The following is a 14922-nucleotide window of genomic DNA, read 5'->3' as shown; positions in this document are numbered from 1 at the left end:
AGGTATTCGTCGGCATGGCAGAGGCGCCCAAGCGACGCCAGCTGCACGCGCAGGCTGTCCGGCGTTCCCGCCAACAGCCTCCCCGAGCCCGACGGCATATCGCTGGAGGCCATCTGCTCGGATGGGGGCCGGAGCCACGCTTGGCTTTCTGCCGCCAAGCGATTCGCCTCCTCTTCCGTCTCGGCGCATATCGCAGCTACCGCCAGCATGGCCTTAGGCTCGGCCCTGTGTGCGGACGGCTGGAACTGCTCGCGGTAGGCGGCTATCGTCTCAGCACCGTCCGCATCGCTCATAAAATGGCCGAAAACGTAGCCGGCGCCATGCTGCGCTGCAAAAGCGGCGCTTTTCGTGTTCGTGCCGAGCAGCCACACCTGGGGCGGCTCGGCCGGCAGCGGCCTTGCGGTCACAGGCTGGCCTTCATATGTATAACGTTGATGCAGGAAATCCATCAACGCTTGCAGCGTCTCTGGCATGCGGCTCACATTGCCCAGGAAATTGCCGCTGAGCGCAATTGCCGCATGGGCGGAGCCGCCGGGCGCCCGGCCGATCCCGAGATCGATCCGGCCCGGATACAGCGTCGCGAGCAGATGGAACGACTCCGCGACTTTCATCGGCTTGTAGTGCGGAAGCAGCAGCGCTCCCGAACCAAGCCGGATCCGCTGCGTGCGCGCCCCGATATGCGCAAGCAGCACTTCAGGCGCGGTGCAGGCAAGCCCGGGCATGTCGTGATGCTCGGCAACCCAGTACCGCGCGTAGCCGAGCCGTTCCGCCAGCTGTGCCAAAATGGCCGCCTGCTCCAACGCAGCCGCCGGGTCTGCCGGCGCGATGACGGGGGCAAGATCCAACACACTAAGTTTCATTCGTAGGTACCTCCCTTTTCTTCCATTATGCCTCTATGCGATGGAGAAACCAAGGGAGCCGCTTACATTGCGAGAAGCCATTAGGGGCTAAGGCTGTTCTATGAGCATTTGAACATTTTTCTAGCATGCGAATCGAGCTCAGGTAACCTCCCCTTTTGTGCTTATCTCGCACAGTTTCGTTCCCTCTACCTCACTCAACTGGAATTCCTCCCGTTCATACTCCACTTTCTCGCTAGATTGCTCACGTGAACTGGAATTTCTCGATCTTATTTACACTTGTACAGCCACATACCCCCTAAACGCACGAAATGAACTGGAGCTTCTCCAGTTCATTTCCCATTCTACTCGATTCCTTTAAAAATAAGCTGGAGAAATTCCAGTTGATGCCCGCTAACCTGCCAATGAACGCCTTTGAGCCCTTCCCACCGCGCGCGAATCCTGGGCGGGCGGTGTCGCCGACGCATGGCGGGGTCAAAACCACACCCCCAGCCAACCTCACACCCCGCCCGGCTTCGCCTGTCCGCGATATGCGTTCGGTACGAAGCCCGTATGGGCCTTGAACAGCTTGCCAAAATAGTTCTTGTTCTCGTACCCGAGCATATCCGCGATCTGTTCGACGCTTTTGTCCGTGATCTCGAGCAGCTCACGGGCTTTTTCCATTTTCATCCGTGTCACGTATTCGATGAAACCCTCTCCCGTTTCGCGCTTGAACAGCCGGCTCAAATAGCTGGGATGCAGATGAAGATGCTCCGCGGCGTCTTCAAGCGAGATTTTCGTGTCGAGATGGTTCTGCACGAAACGTTGGCACTCCAGAATCTCACGATTGTGCGATTCACGGTACACCTTGCCGGCCCACTCGATGGCCTGCTGCAAGTAGCCCCCCAGCCACGTTTCCAGCTCGCGGATGGAGGACAGCTCGTGCACGTCGTGGTGCAGCAGCTCGGACGAGAACGTCGACTGATAGTGCTGGAGCGATTTGAGGCGCATGCGCACGTCCAAAATCATTTTCAGCAGCCAGTCCTTCACTTCCAGCGGCCGGAACCGGTTGTACGCGATGTAGTCGACCCATTTGGAGACGAAAGCGCCCACCTCGTCCGTCCGTTCGTCGAACACGACGCTGCGGAACTCATCCAGCGCCTGCGCGTACTGCGCCAGCAGTTCACCACCGTCACCGAAGCTTTCGCGCACCTGATCGAGCTTCAAGATGGAAGCCTCCGGCAAGTAAAACCGCGATGGCTTTGTCTCCACTAGCCGCATGAGTTGTTCCTTCAGCGCGCGCACATCTTTTACAGGGCTGCCGACGACGAAGGAAAATGAGATCTTGACGAACTTCTGCAGGCATGATTGCAGATGGCGCAGCGTCGCCTCCATTTTCTGCGTGTTGTTGATATGCAGATTCGAAATGTGCGGGAACAGCAGCACGATTTCTCCCGTATCGTAAGTAAACAGCGTAATGTCGCCCTGCTCTCCGATCAGTTCTTCCACAATATTTTCGATCGTATATTCAAAAAGATCCTTCGACTGAAACCGGCCCGTCGCCTCCTTCAGCCGATTCGCATAACCCAGCACCGGGATGACCGCGTGCTTCTCCAGATGAATGCCGAAGTCCAGCGCCTTCGCCTGCCATTCCAGCTGGTCAAAGAGCGGCTCGTTGACCGTCGTCCGAATGAAATGCCGCTTCGCCGCGCCGCGCTGCTGCGACACCTCCTTTTCCAGCTTGCGGTGCTTGGATTGTGCATTGCCTTCGGCGTCAAGCTGCTCTTTCACCCGCTTCAGCACCTCGGTAATGTTGGTCGCATTCATCGTTTCCTTCAATATATACTCGCTCACCGACAGCTTCACCGCCGCCTGCGCGTAATGAAACTCGTCGTGGCAAGATAAAATGACCGCCTTCAGGTTCGGGTCATTCTCGCGCAGCGACGTGATCAACTCAAGTCCGTTCATCTCCGGCATCCCGATGTCACTGATCAGCACATCCGTCTTCGCCAACTTGCCGGCCTGCAAAGCCTCCAAAGGATTGGCGTATGCACCCGTCAGCCGGTAGCCCAGCTCTTCCCACTTGATCGTCGCCTGCAAAAACGCCAAAACCGGCAAATCATCGTCTACAATCATGACGGTATACATCGTCAACTCTCCTTTTCCGGCTCCTGCGGGAACCGCAGCGTAATTTGAGTGCCCTCCTCGGGCCGGCTCTCAATGTCGTAATCAAAAAGATGCCCATAAATCAAACGCAACCGCTCAAAAACGTTATAAATGCCGATGCCGGACAACGTCCGCGCTACCGACTTGTCGACCGCGGCTTCCACCGGCGGCGCCTCCAGCGCTGCCCGCAGCTCCGTCAGACGCTCCGGCGCCATGCCGACGCCGGAATCCTGCACTTCAATCTGCAGGCGGCCATCCTCTATAATTCGTGAGGCGATCGTAATTTCACCGCCTTTGCTTTTAAGGCCGTGAAGATACGCATTTTCGATCAAAGGTTGGAGCATAAAGCGCGGAATCTGCACAAGCAGCGTATCCGAAGCCGCTTGAACACGCAGCAGCACTTTGTCGCCATGCCGCGAGTTGAGCAGCCGCACATAATGTTCATTCGTTTCGATTTCCTCATGCAAGGAAATATACGCATTATTGCGGTTAATCGTCATCCGCAGCAGCGAGGACAAGGAGCTAATCAGCTCGGCATTCTCCTCGTCGCCCTTCATCATGACCTTTAACCGAATCGAATTAAGGACATTAAATAAAAAATGCGGATTGATCTGCGCCTGCAGCATAGCCAGTTCTGCCTTCCGCTTGAGTTCTTGCTCGCGTTTATTCTCTATTAGCATTCGCTGAATGCGGTCGATCATCCTGTCAAAAACGTACCCTAAGCGGCCAACCTCATCGCCCCCGTTAATATTCGAGCGCTCGCTGAGCTGCCCGGATTCAATCCGAACAACCGTTTGCACAAGCCGTGCAATCGGCTTCGTCAGGGTGCGAACGACCGACAGCAGCAACACTGCAAACAGCACAAGAAAGAACAACTGTGTAAAAAAGTCTTTATTGCGAACTGACTCGATCTGGTGCGCAGCCGCCTTGTACGGCGTCATGTTCACCAATCGCCATTCCGGCGTAACGCGGCTCGACATCATAATATAGTCTTCGCCTGACACCTTGACGAACGAAGTACCGTCCTCGTGATTAAGTTGCTCAAGGTATGGAAACGTTTGACCAATCGTCGTAGAGTCCTTGTCTACAAGGATTTTCCCGGATTCATCTATAATCACAATCGATTCCTTGCCCTCATATTGGCTGAACAATTGCTGCAGTTCACTCATCTCCAAACCTACAATCACATAGCCGTTTGTAGATCCATAGGTTCGCAGCGGCTTCGCGGCAGCAAGCACATAGGGGTGCTTGGACTCCTTCACATAATTCGGCTCGGCGCCGATCCATTTGACACTATAGCCCGGCGCGTTCTGCACATCGGGAAACCAGCTCTTTTGGGTGAATGTGAGGGGGTCGAAGCTAAACGTCGAATAAGAGGCGACGTACTGTCCGTTCGGCATGAGCAGCGTGACGTACATGTCGCCAAGCGGCCCCACCGCCTTGGCAATCCGATCGGTCAACGTCCTTTTGTATATGGCAAGTTCCTTCTGATCGGTGGAGGCATCCGCACGATTCAGCTTGGTTATCGGTTCCTGCTCCTGCAAGTCGTCGTCGAATTGCAAGAAGCTCATGATATACACCATATTTTTGAGTTGCCCGTCTACGAATTGATTTACGATACCAAGCGATTGTCGCGCATTGTTCTCCACTTGAGACCGCACCGCGTCACGGGTGAATAAATTCGACACGTACATCGAAACGATGGACGGAATGACCAGACAAATAAGAATGGTTAAAACAAGCTTATTACGAAGCGACAACGACTTGATCCTCGTTAGCACACGGGTTCCTCCTCCCTCCCAAGGGAATTGCAAGCAAGTATGTAAATGCGGAAAAAGAGGAGGCCTTCCGGCTCCCTCTTGCTTCCTTCTTTCAGTATAGCAACTTCTGCCTAATTTCTGAAATGGGTTAGGCCTTATTTCGCGTTGCTTTTACGAATATCTTCGATTTTTGCTTTTGCTGTCGCAATCGTTTTGTCCAGATCTTGTTTGCCAGTGAGGTACAGCTCAACTTGCGTCAAGAATTCTTTTTCTTGTTGCAGTGCATACGTTGGAGGTACAACCAACTTCGTGGATTTGTTCACTTTCAACGTGCTCAGCAAGGACGTTTTGTCGATGAATTTCACTTGATCCGGCTTGCCGCTTGCCAGAATCGCATCTACGTTTTTCGCGATGTCGGCTTTTTTCCATGCGGAGAAGAACAGACCTTGTGTTTGGATACCTTCGGTTGTGTACCATTTGATGAAGTCATAAGCCGCTTGCTTGTTCTTGGAGTTCGCCGCGATACCCAGGAAGTCCGCGCCAACTTCTGTCAAACCGTTCTCGTCTTTGGCATCATATTTCGGATACGGTGCGAATACGGTGTTGAATTTGGCATTTTGGGAAAGCTCGCCGACCATCCAGTTGCCTGTTGCCAGCATCGCTGTTTTACCAGCGTAGAACACGTCACGGTAAGCCATTTTTTGAGAAACGACTTCGAAATAAGGAACGGACGATTTATCGATGTTCTCCATTTTGTTACGCAGGTCTAAGGAGAAACGAACGCGCGGGTTGTCGATATTTTCTGTACCATCGGATTTCACCAGGTAAGCGTTGTTCATATCGTTGTTTTGTGCAAGCAATGCGTAGTCTTTCCAGTTGTGGAAGTAGGAGCCGTACACTTTGGAAGCGCCGTCGCCGCTAGTCATTTTCTTCGCATAGTCAGCATAGTCGTTCCACGTCCACTCTGTTGGCACTTTCAGGCCAGCTGCATCCAGTTTGTCTTTGTTCAAGAGGACGAACCACTCGATCATTTTACCAGGAAGCGCGTAGTATTTGCCGTCTACAACCGGGTCAAGCTTGTACTCGTCTTTGACAACGATGTTGTCTTTTTTGAGGTAGCTGTCCAGCGGTTCCAGGATGCCTGCGCCAACGCGTTGTGCGAAGTCGGAAGCACTGGAGTACATGACAACGTCCATTTGTTCGCCGGAAGCGGCCAAGAGGTCAAGCTTTTTCATGCCTTCTTGGGAGTCGCCTTTCTCGGACATGCTTTCGTAAACCACTTTTACGTTCGGGTGCGTTGCGTTGTAAGCTTCAACGGTTTTGTTCCAGTTGCCTTGGGCTTCTGTGTACCAACCTTGTACTTTGATCGTAACCGGAGCGCTAGCTGTACCTTGTTTGCCGCTGTCTGTCGCAGCTGTATTATTGTCTTGTTTGCTTCCGCAAGCTGTTAATGCTGTAGAAAGAAGCAGAACGCCACTCATCACGAGTAAACTCTTTTTCATTTGAACCCCTCCAAATTGTTTTTTGCATGAAAACCTTTACATGACCGATAGTACCCTATCGGAGGGTGAGCACACGAGGCAATATTTTAACCTCATGCACTCATATTTTGACATGTTGCGACATGCAGGACGATTATCCTTTTACGCCGCCCATGGAAATGCCTTCAATAACTTGCTTCTGACCGATGATGAAAATAATCAGAAGGGGCACAATCGCCGATACCGAAGCCGCCATGATCAGCGAGTAAAAGTTGCCGTTCAAATCGGCAAAGGATTGAATGCCGAGCGGCAAGGTGAACAAGGTTTTGGTTCTCAGGAAGATCAGCGGATTCTGGTAATCGTTCCAGGTCCAGATGAAACGCAGAATCGCATACGTGGCGATGGCTGGCTTCACAAGCGGTGTACAGATCGACCAGAAGATCCGGAAATGCCCTGCGCCATCGATCCGCGCCGATTCCATGTATTCTTCATGGATACCGAGGTAAAATTGGCGAAGCATGAACGTACCGAGTACGGAGAACGAACCAAGTAAAATCAAGCCGAAATGGCTGTCGAACAAGCCTACCCAACGGAACAGCAAGAATTGCGGAACCAGAATCGCTTGGCTTGGAATCATGTAGATCACAAGGACAAGAACAAAGATCACATTGCGGCCGCGGAACTTGATTTTGGAGAACGAATAGGCAGCCATCGACGACAGCAGAACGGAGAGCGCCGTCGTGCACACTGTGACTTTAATGGAATTCCAATAGTAGAGCGGGAAATTTGTCGACCATACTTCTTTATAGTTCTCGATCACATGCCAATGTTTCGGAATCCACTGAATCGGATAAATGAATACGTCCGCCTCCGGCTTCATGGAGGCCGAAATCATCCAGATAAACGGGGACATGAACAATATCCCGATCACGCACATGAGCAGCGTTAGCAGCGTTTTTTTCAATTTTTCAAACTTGTCCATGGGATTTCCTCCTTCTTCTCTTAATAGTTAACCCATTTACGCTGTCCGAACCATTGAATGAGCGTAATCAACAGAATGAGAACGAGCAGTACGATCGCCATCGCTGACGCATAACCGGATTGCAGATTGATAAACGCTGCATCGTACAGGCGTGTGACCACAACGCTCGTGGAATTGGCCGGGCCTCCGCCCGTCAGGACCATAATCACATCAAATACCTTGAACGTCCCAATAATGCCCGTGACGAGCAGGAAGAACGTTGTCGGCGACAGCATAGGTACCGTGATTTTCAGGAACTGTGTCCATTTGGAGGCGCCGTCGATGTCAGCCGCTTCGTAGAGATCTTTCGGAATCGACTGCAAGCCGGCCATGAAAATAATCATGTTGTACCCGATGTTAACCCAGACCATCAGCCCCATCACGCAATACAGGGCAAAGTCCGGATCGGCCAGCCATTTTGGCGGATTGGCCATGCCCCAGTTGATCAGAATCTGGTTAATCGGCCCATAGGTAGGGTGGAACAATACCTGAAAGACAATCGCTACCGCTACGATTGAGGAAATGTACGGCACGAAATAAACGACTTTGAACACATCTTTGAAATAAATTTTCTTATCGATCACGATCGCGAGCGCCAACGAGCAAATGAGTGTAAGCGGCACGACAATCATCAGAATCAAGTTGTTTTTCAACGATAGCAGGAAGACCGTATCGTGAACCAGCTTCACGAAGTTGTCCATCCCGACGAATTTTACTTTAGAGAAGCCCGCTACGAAGTTCCAGTTCGTAAAGCTCAAAAAGAACGAGGCAATAATCGGAAACAGTGTAAACGCGATAAGTCCCAGCAGCATCGGTGCTATGAACGCATAGCCGATGAGATCCTCTTTGATTTGCCGCGAAGACCGGTTGGATTTCGCTTTGACTGAAGCGCCGGATGCCGAGCCCGCGGATTGTGAAGTTATATGGTTAGCCATGCACTCACCCCATGTCGTATTTTCTCTAAGTTTATCGTGATAGCGCGAACGGAGTAAGTCACAGATTTAACCCGTTGGAGTAATATTTTAACCTGAAGATCAAAAACTATGACAAGCTACTCCTCCAGCGGTTTCACAATCGAATCATAATCCGAAACGATCAGCACATCCATATGCCGGGCACCCCGAAGGATTCGTTTCACAACGGAACCTTTTAGCAATCGGTTCCAAATACTACGCTTGGATTGCCCAACAATGAGTTGTGTGCCAGCCCGTTGGTCAGCCTTGTTGATCAGCATTGAAGCAACTTCCCGTTCATGACCCACGAACTGAACCTCAAAAATTCCGCCTAATCGAGAAGTGATCTCCTGTAATGAACGAATACGTTTTTCCATTTTTTCGGGAACAGATCTCCCTTTTTGTGCATAAAGGACATACCAGTCTGCCTTAAGTCGGTAAGCAATGCGAAATCCTCTTCTGATCAGTCTTTCCGCATTGGTGCTTGTCGTAACACCCACAAAAATCGTTTCCTTCCGACGCCAAGGTCCCCGCAACGAATCGTTCCGTTCCCATGCCTCCAACCGTTCGTCAACGTCATCCGCAATTTCCCGAAGCGCCAACTCCCGTAAGGCAATCAGATTCCCTGTCTTAAAAAAAGAGTCCAGGGCCTGATTGACCTTGTTCAGCGAATAAATTTTCCCTTCCTTCATTCGTTCCCGAAGCGCAGAAGGCGGAATGTCGATTAGCTGAACTTCGTCAGCCAATCTCAAAATTTGATCTGGAACCGTCTCCCGAACCCGGATGCCGGTGATCTGCTCCACGGCATCATTCAAGCTTTCAAGATGCTGTACGTTCACCGTGGAGATGACAGATATCCCAGCGTTCAAAACCTCCAGTACATCCTCGTACCGCTTTCGATTTCTACTTCCTGGGACATTGGTATGAGCTAATTCATCAATGAGGATAACCTCCGGATTCCGACGCACAATGGCCTCTAGATCCATTTCCTCCAGCACGGTCCCCCGGTAATTGATTTTTGCTCGCGGGATGTTCGAGAGCGAACCGACTTGAGCCATTGTTTCTTCGCGGCCATGCGTTTCCAGCAGCCCAATGACGACATCGATTTTCTTTCTCAGCAAATCATTTCCCTCTCTCAGCATCGTATACGTTTTGCCAACGCCTGGAGCGGCTCCGATGTACACTTTTAATTTGCCCCGTCTGATTCGACGGATTTTTTCTTCTATTTCCTGAGGAGTCAAACGGTGATACGGGCCGGCTTCCTTATCGCTGCGTGTCCTCGTCGGCAAAATACGCTCGCCTTCACGTTCCGCCCGGTCAGCGACTAGGAAAAGATCGACGTTGCTTATTCTCTTCACGAGACCGTTGACCACGGAGCCCCTCAGCCATTCCTGCCATCGATTCTGCTTGGAATGCCCCATCACGATGCGAGTGACATTATGCTCCACCGCATATTTAACCAGCTCTCCAGGCAGCTTTCTTCTGGAGGAGAGAGGAATTTCATCGAAATCCCCTTCCACCTTCTCAACCAATTGAACGAGCGAGCGCTTAAAGGTCGCCTCATCTTTTGATAGCGGCTTTTTTGGATTAAAGAACGTAACAACAAGCAGCTGCCCTCCCAGCCTTTTTGCAATTTGTTGACCTCTGCGTACATAGATCGAGCCGTTCCAGTGATATTGTACAGACACTAAGATTCGCTCAGCAGCACCGGAGGGCCCGAGCAAGCCGGCTTCTTCCCGATATTTTTCGAGTGCATCATTTACGCCTTCGGCTACCAATCGAAGTGCCAGCTCGCGAAGCTTGCCTAGATTTCCTCGTTGAAACAGCCTTCGGTTATTCTGCTGCAGGTGACCGTCCGACAATCGATCAAGCAGCATTTCCGGTGTAACATCAATGAGACGAACCTCATCCGCGATTTCCAATGTATTGGTCGGCACGGTTTCCCTAACCTCGATGCCGGTCAGCTTGCGGGCAAGCTCCGTGATTCCTTCTAATTCGTATACATTTACAGTTGTAATCACACTGATACCTTTATCAAGCAGATATTGAATATCCTCAAGCCTGGTCGCAAATCTTGCTCCTTCCCGATTCCGATGCGCGAGTTCATCAACCAGCACCACTTCTGGATTCCTGAGACCCAATGCTTCCAAATTCAGATCCTTCTGTTCAACGCCATCCCGATACCAATGTATACTCGGCACACGTTCCAGATCGCCAATCTGCTCCACGGTCTCCGGCCGCTGACGGGTTGTGACGGCACAGATCACTACATCAACACCCTGTTGCTTTAACGTTTGCCCTTCTCGAAGCATGTGATAGGTTTTACCAGAGCCGGTAACGGGGCCGATATAGATCTTCAGCTTTCCGCGATGCAGCTTATAAATGGAATATAATATTTCTTCCGCTGTTTTGCGCTTAAAATTAGCCATGGCAACCGTCCTTCATAAAGCGGAAATTCCCTGCCCGAATAAGCTGGGCAGGGATGGATGTCCGTTAGGTTATTTTTCTATTAATTTCTGTAAAGCAAGGTTCAGCTTCAGCACGTTCACCGTAGGTTCTCCGAGAAAACCAAGCTCTCTTTCCTTCCTTTGAGTCTGAACCAATGCTTCCAGCTTCTGGGCAGCAATGCCGTTCTGCTTGCTTATGCGCGGGATTTGCGCTAAGGCCGCTTCCGGGCTGATATCCGGGTCCAAACCTGAGCCGGAATTGGTGATTAAATCGATCGGCAGTTGCATGAGCGGCACGTCGGGATTGTTTTGCTGCCAATCGGAAACCGATTGCTGAACTCGCGCAATCATATCCGCATTGGATGGAGCATAGTTAGGTGTCCCAGAGCCTTCGGCTTTGTATTCAATACTGGACACACGCCCTTGAAAATATTTGGGATCGGTAAACGATTGACCGATCAGCTCCGATCCGATGACTTCGCCGGCATCGTTCTTGATCAGACTGCCGTTGGCCTTGCCCGGCATGACGGCCTGCGCGATCCCAGTCACGACAAGATTATACATCAAACCGCAAAGCAGCATAAGAAATAAGCTGGTGCGCAAGCTTGTTATTAATATACGCATCGTATGTCAATCCTTTCTTTTGCGATTATACCCACAAGTGCACAACAAGATCGATGATTTTGATGCCGATAAAAGGTACGACGACACCGCCAAGTCCATAGATAAGCAAATTACGTCTCAACAGTTGTGCAGAACTGATCGGCTTATAGGCAATCCCTTTCATCGCCAGCGGGATGAGAAGGGGAATAATAATGGCATTGAAGATCAGTGCAGAAAGAATGGCTGACATCGGTGAACCGAGCTTCATCACGTTGAGTACTTCCATCTGCGGAATGGCTAACATAAACATAGCGGGCAATATCGCAAAATATTTGGCGATATCGTTCGCAATACTGAAGGTTGTTAATGCGCCGCGGGTCATAAGAAGCTGTTTGCCAATCGCCACAACCTCTATGATTTTTGAAGGATCAGAGTCCAAGTCAACCATGTTGGCAGCTTCCTTTGCGGCGACGGTACCGCTGTTCATCGCAATGCCGACATCCGCCTGAGCCAGAGCAGGCGCGTCATTCGTGCCGTCCCCGGTCATCGCTACCAGCTTTCCTTCCGCTTGCTCCCTTCGAATGACAGCGATTTTATCCTCCGGCTTGCTCTCCGCAATGAAATCGTCTACTCCCGCCTCCAATGCAATCGTAGCTGCAGTCAAAGGGTTGTCTCCGGTACACATAATTGTCTTGATGCCCATCTTGCGCATCTGCTCAAAGCGCTCTCTCATGCCGGGTTTAACCGTATCCTTCAAATAAATGATGCCAAAGATCTGGTTATCCACCGCAACAGCCAGCGGTGTGCCCCCGGCAGACGCGACTTTATCGCTGCTGGCTGTAAGATCGGAAGGAATACTGCCGCCTTGCGCAGCAACCCATTTCTTAATTGCGTCAACTGCCCCTTTGCGCACCTTGCGCCCATCCTTCAAATCGATTCCGCTCATTCGAGTCTCGGCCTTGAATTCGATAAACTCGCCGCTGGACGCGAGTGTCGTATCGATGGCATACCCCAACTTCTTCATAAGCTCCAGCACCGAGCGCCCTTCCGGCGTTTCATCCTTGATCGAGCTGACGGCAGCCCACTGGCCGACTTCTTCTTCCTTGCTGCTTCCGACTGGAATAAACTCGCTTGCCATTCGGTTGCCGTACGTGATCGTACCCGTTTTATCGAGAATAATGGTATTAATATCCCCGGCCGCTTCCACGGCTTTCCCCGACATCGCCAGAACATTAAACTGAGTAACCCTGTCCATGCCTGCTATGCCGATTGCGGACAATAAGCCTCCGATCGTGGTCGGTATTAAGCAAACGAGCAGTGCAATCAGAACCGGAACATCCAGATTTACATTCAGGTAGCTGCCGAAGTAGGAAAGCGTGACAACAACAATCAGGAAAATAAGCGTCAGACTCATCAAAACCGTGTTAAGCGCGATTTCATTCGGTGTTTTTTGCCGCTTGGCTCCTTCCACAAGCGAGATCATCCGATCAAGAAACGATTCCCCGGGGTCGCTCGTTATTCGCACTTTAATTTGGTCGCTGATGACACGGGTGCCGCCGGTGACCGAACTAAAATCACCTCCCGCTTCTTTGATGACAGGTGCGGATTCGCCAGTGATTGCCGACTCATCCACAGAAGCCAGCCCTTCTATGACCTCCCCGTCTCCAGGAATCATCTCGCCCTGGGAGACGAGTACGATATCTCCTTTGCGCAAGTCGCTTGAAGAAACCTGCTTCACACTGCTGCCTGCTATTTTATTTGCTGTAATGTCCTTCTTTGTTTTCTTTAAGGAATCCGCCTGTGCCTTGCCTCGTCCCTCTGCTAACGCTTCAGCAAAATTAGCAAACAAAATGGTGACCAGCAAAATAATGGTTACGATCAGATTAAACCAGAAAGGCGTAGAGCTGCGAAAAGCCTTAGGAACGAACGTCAGAATTAGGGTAAGGATAAACCCAATTTCTACAACAAACATGATCGGATTGCGAACCATCACTCTGGGATCCAGCTTTAAAAATGACTCTTTGATTGCATTTTGAACGATTGTGCCGCTAAGCACGGACTTCTTTTGACTCATGTTCGAACCCTCCCGCTTTCAAGGTCTTATGGCTTTAAGGTTAATTGTTCAGCAATCGGTCCGAGCACCAAACCAGGGAAAAACGTCAGAGCGCCTACCAGCAGGATGGATGCAAGGAATACGACCGCGAACATGCCTGTATCCGTTCGGAAGGTTCCCGCCGTTTGCGGTACAGGCTTCTTGGCGGCAAGCGATCCGGCTACCGCAAGCAAGGTGACGATAGAGAAAAAGCGTCCAACATACATAGCAATCCCCGTTGTGATGTTCCAAAATGGCGTATTGTCTCCCAAGCCTTCAAATCCAGAGCCGTTATTAGCGGTAGAAGAAGTGTACTCATACAGGGCCTGTGTTAAACCGTGATAACCGGGGTTGGAGATGGTGTCGGGATAACTATGCAACGCCCAGGCTGTCGGAACGAGAATCAGGAAAGGCGTCACAAGCATCGTCACCGCGATCAACATCATTTCCTTCCCCTCAAGCTTCTTTCCGAGAAACTCAGGCGTTCTACCGACCATGAGCCCGGAAAGAAACACGCCGATCATGGCATACATCAGCACGTTCATAAACCCGGCACCTACGCCGCCAAATACGGTATTGAGCATCATATTCGTGATGGTTACCATGCCGCCGATTGGCGTCAACGTATCGTGCATGGTGTTGACGGCTCCCGTTTCTGTGGCAGTCGTGACAACCGAATACAAAACAGATTGAGCCATGCCAAATCGGACTTCCTTGCCTTCCATGCTGCCTTGATTATGCTGGATGCCGAAAGCATTCAGCACCGGATTGCCTGCCTGCTCCGCTGCAAACGAAGTGCCGAGCATGACGATGAACAGCATCGCCATCGAGACGAACAGCACTCGTCCTTGCTTGGCGTTTCCGACCATCTTGCCATACGTAAACGGCAGAGACGTCCCGAGCAGCATCATGAGCAGAATTTGCAGCAGATTACTGATGGCATCCGGATTCTCGAACGGATGGGCTGAATTCACGCCCATGAAGCCGCCACCGTTATTGCCAAGCTCCTTGATGGACAGGAACGATCCCATCGGTCCTCTGGCGATCAGTTGCTGGGCTCCTTGCAGTGTGTGGGCGACAGCCGTTGGTTCCAAGGTCTGCGGAACACCCAGAGCTATAAATACGAAGGCCGTCACGAAAGCGATCGGCAACAAAATACGCGTAATGCTGCGTATTAAATCAACGAAAAAATTCCCAAGCGGTTTCCCTGACAATCCGCGAATCATGGCAATTGCTGCAGCAAGCGCAGTTGCGGGAGCGGTAAACATCATGAATACGATGGCAATCATTTGAGAAAGATACGAAAGCCCGCTTTCACCGCTATAATGCTGCAAATTAGTATTCGTCATGAAGCTGATTGCCGTATTGAAAGCCAGCCGCGGCTCCATATTTGGAATATCGCTTGGATTCAAAGGTAAATATCCCTGGGTGCGGAAGATCAAATACACCAGCAGGATCATGACAACATTGCTCAGCAGCAAGGCCATGACATATTTTTTCCAGCTTTGATTTTCCTGGCGGATGCCGCCCACAGCATAAATCATTTTTTCAAATGGACTGAAA

At 51.0% G+C, this 14922-nt stretch carries 10 protein-coding genes; all 10 read right to left on the bottom strand.

Annotated features, from left to right (window positions below; all coding sequences use genetic code 11):
- Positions 1-860: MsnO8 family LLM class oxidoreductase (locus EJQ19_RS31160; RefSeq protein WP_126145104.1), on the bottom strand; the 860-nt coding region annotated here is incomplete at its 3' end.
- A 495-nt stretch (positions 861-1355) separates the two neighbouring features.
- Positions 1356-2984: a helix-turn-helix domain-containing protein gene (locus EJQ19_RS31155; RefSeq protein ID WP_126145103.1), complete on the bottom strand. Its 1629-nt coding sequence runs from the start codon at positions 2982-2984 to the stop codon at positions 1356-1358.
- A gap of 2 nt (positions 2985-2986) precedes the next feature.
- Positions 2987-4783, bottom strand: coding sequence for a cache domain-containing sensor histidine kinase (locus tag EJQ19_RS31150; protein WP_126145102.1), 1797 nt, complete (start codon positions 4781-4783; stop codon positions 2987-2989).
- A gap of 134 nt (positions 4784-4917) precedes the next feature.
- Positions 4918-6264 carry an ABC transporter substrate-binding protein gene (locus EJQ19_RS31145; protein WP_126145101.1) on the bottom strand — a complete coding sequence of 449 codons (1347 nt, stop codon included), beginning with the start codon at positions 6262-6264 and terminating at the stop codon, positions 4918-4920.
- Between the two features lie 133 nt (positions 6265-6397).
- Positions 6398-7225 (bottom strand): carbohydrate ABC transporter permease, encoded by an 828-nt coding sequence (locus tag EJQ19_RS31140; RefSeq protein ID WP_126145100.1) that lies wholly within the window; start codon positions 7223-7225, stop codon positions 6398-6400.
- Positions 7226-7245: 20 nt separating this feature from the next.
- The gene (locus EJQ19_RS31135; protein ID WP_126145099.1) at positions 7246-8199 is read right to left on the bottom strand and encodes a carbohydrate ABC transporter permease; all 954 of its coding nucleotides are present in this window, start codon (positions 8197-8199) and stop codon (positions 7246-7248) included.
- Between the two features lie 116 nt (positions 8200-8315).
- Positions 8316-10646 carry a universal stress protein gene (locus EJQ19_RS31130; RefSeq protein ID WP_126145098.1) on the bottom strand — a complete coding sequence of 777 codons (2331 nt, stop codon included), beginning with the start codon at positions 10644-10646 and terminating at the stop codon, positions 8316-8318.
- Positions 10647-10715: 69 nt separating this feature from the next.
- Positions 10716-11288 carry a potassium-transporting ATPase subunit KdpC gene (gene kdpC / locus EJQ19_RS31125; RefSeq protein ID WP_126145097.1) on the bottom strand — a complete coding sequence of 191 codons (573 nt, stop codon included), beginning with the start codon at positions 11286-11288 and terminating at the stop codon, positions 10716-10718.
- Between the two features lie 25 nt (positions 11289-11313).
- Positions 11314-13341 (bottom strand): potassium-transporting ATPase subunit KdpB, encoded by a 2028-nt coding sequence (gene kdpB / locus EJQ19_RS31120; protein WP_126145096.1) that lies wholly within the window; start codon positions 13339-13341, stop codon positions 11314-11316.
- Positions 13342-13367: 26 nt separating this feature from the next.
- The coding region (gene kdpA, locus EJQ19_RS31115) for a potassium-transporting ATPase subunit KdpA (protein ID WP_126145095.1) at positions 13368-14922 on the bottom strand (1555 nt) is incomplete at its 5' end.

Source organism: Paenibacillus whitsoniae (genome assembly GCF_003955665.1).
Classification (GTDB): Bacteria; Bacillota; Bacilli; order Paenibacillales; family NBRC-103111; genus Paenibacillus_E; species Paenibacillus_E whitsoniae.
Note: the sequence above shows the minus strand (reverse complement) of the source record. Positions and strands in the feature narration are given on the sequence as shown.

Excerpts from the sequence above, each read along its gene's own strand:
- EJQ19_RS31155 (WP_126145103.1), bottom strand. The coding sequence starts at position 2,984 with ATGTATACCGTCATGATTGTAGACGATGATTTGCCGGTTTTGGCGTTT.
- EJQ19_RS31145 (WP_126145101.1), bottom strand. The coding sequence starts at position 6,264 with ATGAAAAAGAGTTTACTCGTGATGAGTGGCGTTCTGCTTCTTTCTACA.
- EJQ19_RS31140 (WP_126145100.1), bottom strand. The coding sequence starts at position 7,225 with ATGGACAAGTTTGAAAAATTGAAAAAAACGCTGCTAACGCTGCTCATG.
- EJQ19_RS31135 (WP_126145099.1), bottom strand. The coding sequence starts at position 8,199 with ATGGCTAACCATATAACTTCACAATCCGCGGGCTCGGCATCCGGCGCT.
- EJQ19_RS31130 (WP_126145098.1), bottom strand. The coding sequence starts at position 10,646 with ATGGCTAATTTTAAGCGCAAAACAGCGGAAGAAATATTATATTCCATT.
- kdpC (WP_126145097.1), bottom strand. The coding sequence starts at position 11,288 with ATGCGTATATTAATAACAAGCTTGCGCACCAGCTTATTTCTTATGCTG.
- kdpB (WP_126145096.1), bottom strand. The coding sequence starts at position 13,341 with ATGAGTCAAAAGAAGTCCGTGCTTAGCGGCACAATCGTTCAAAATGCA.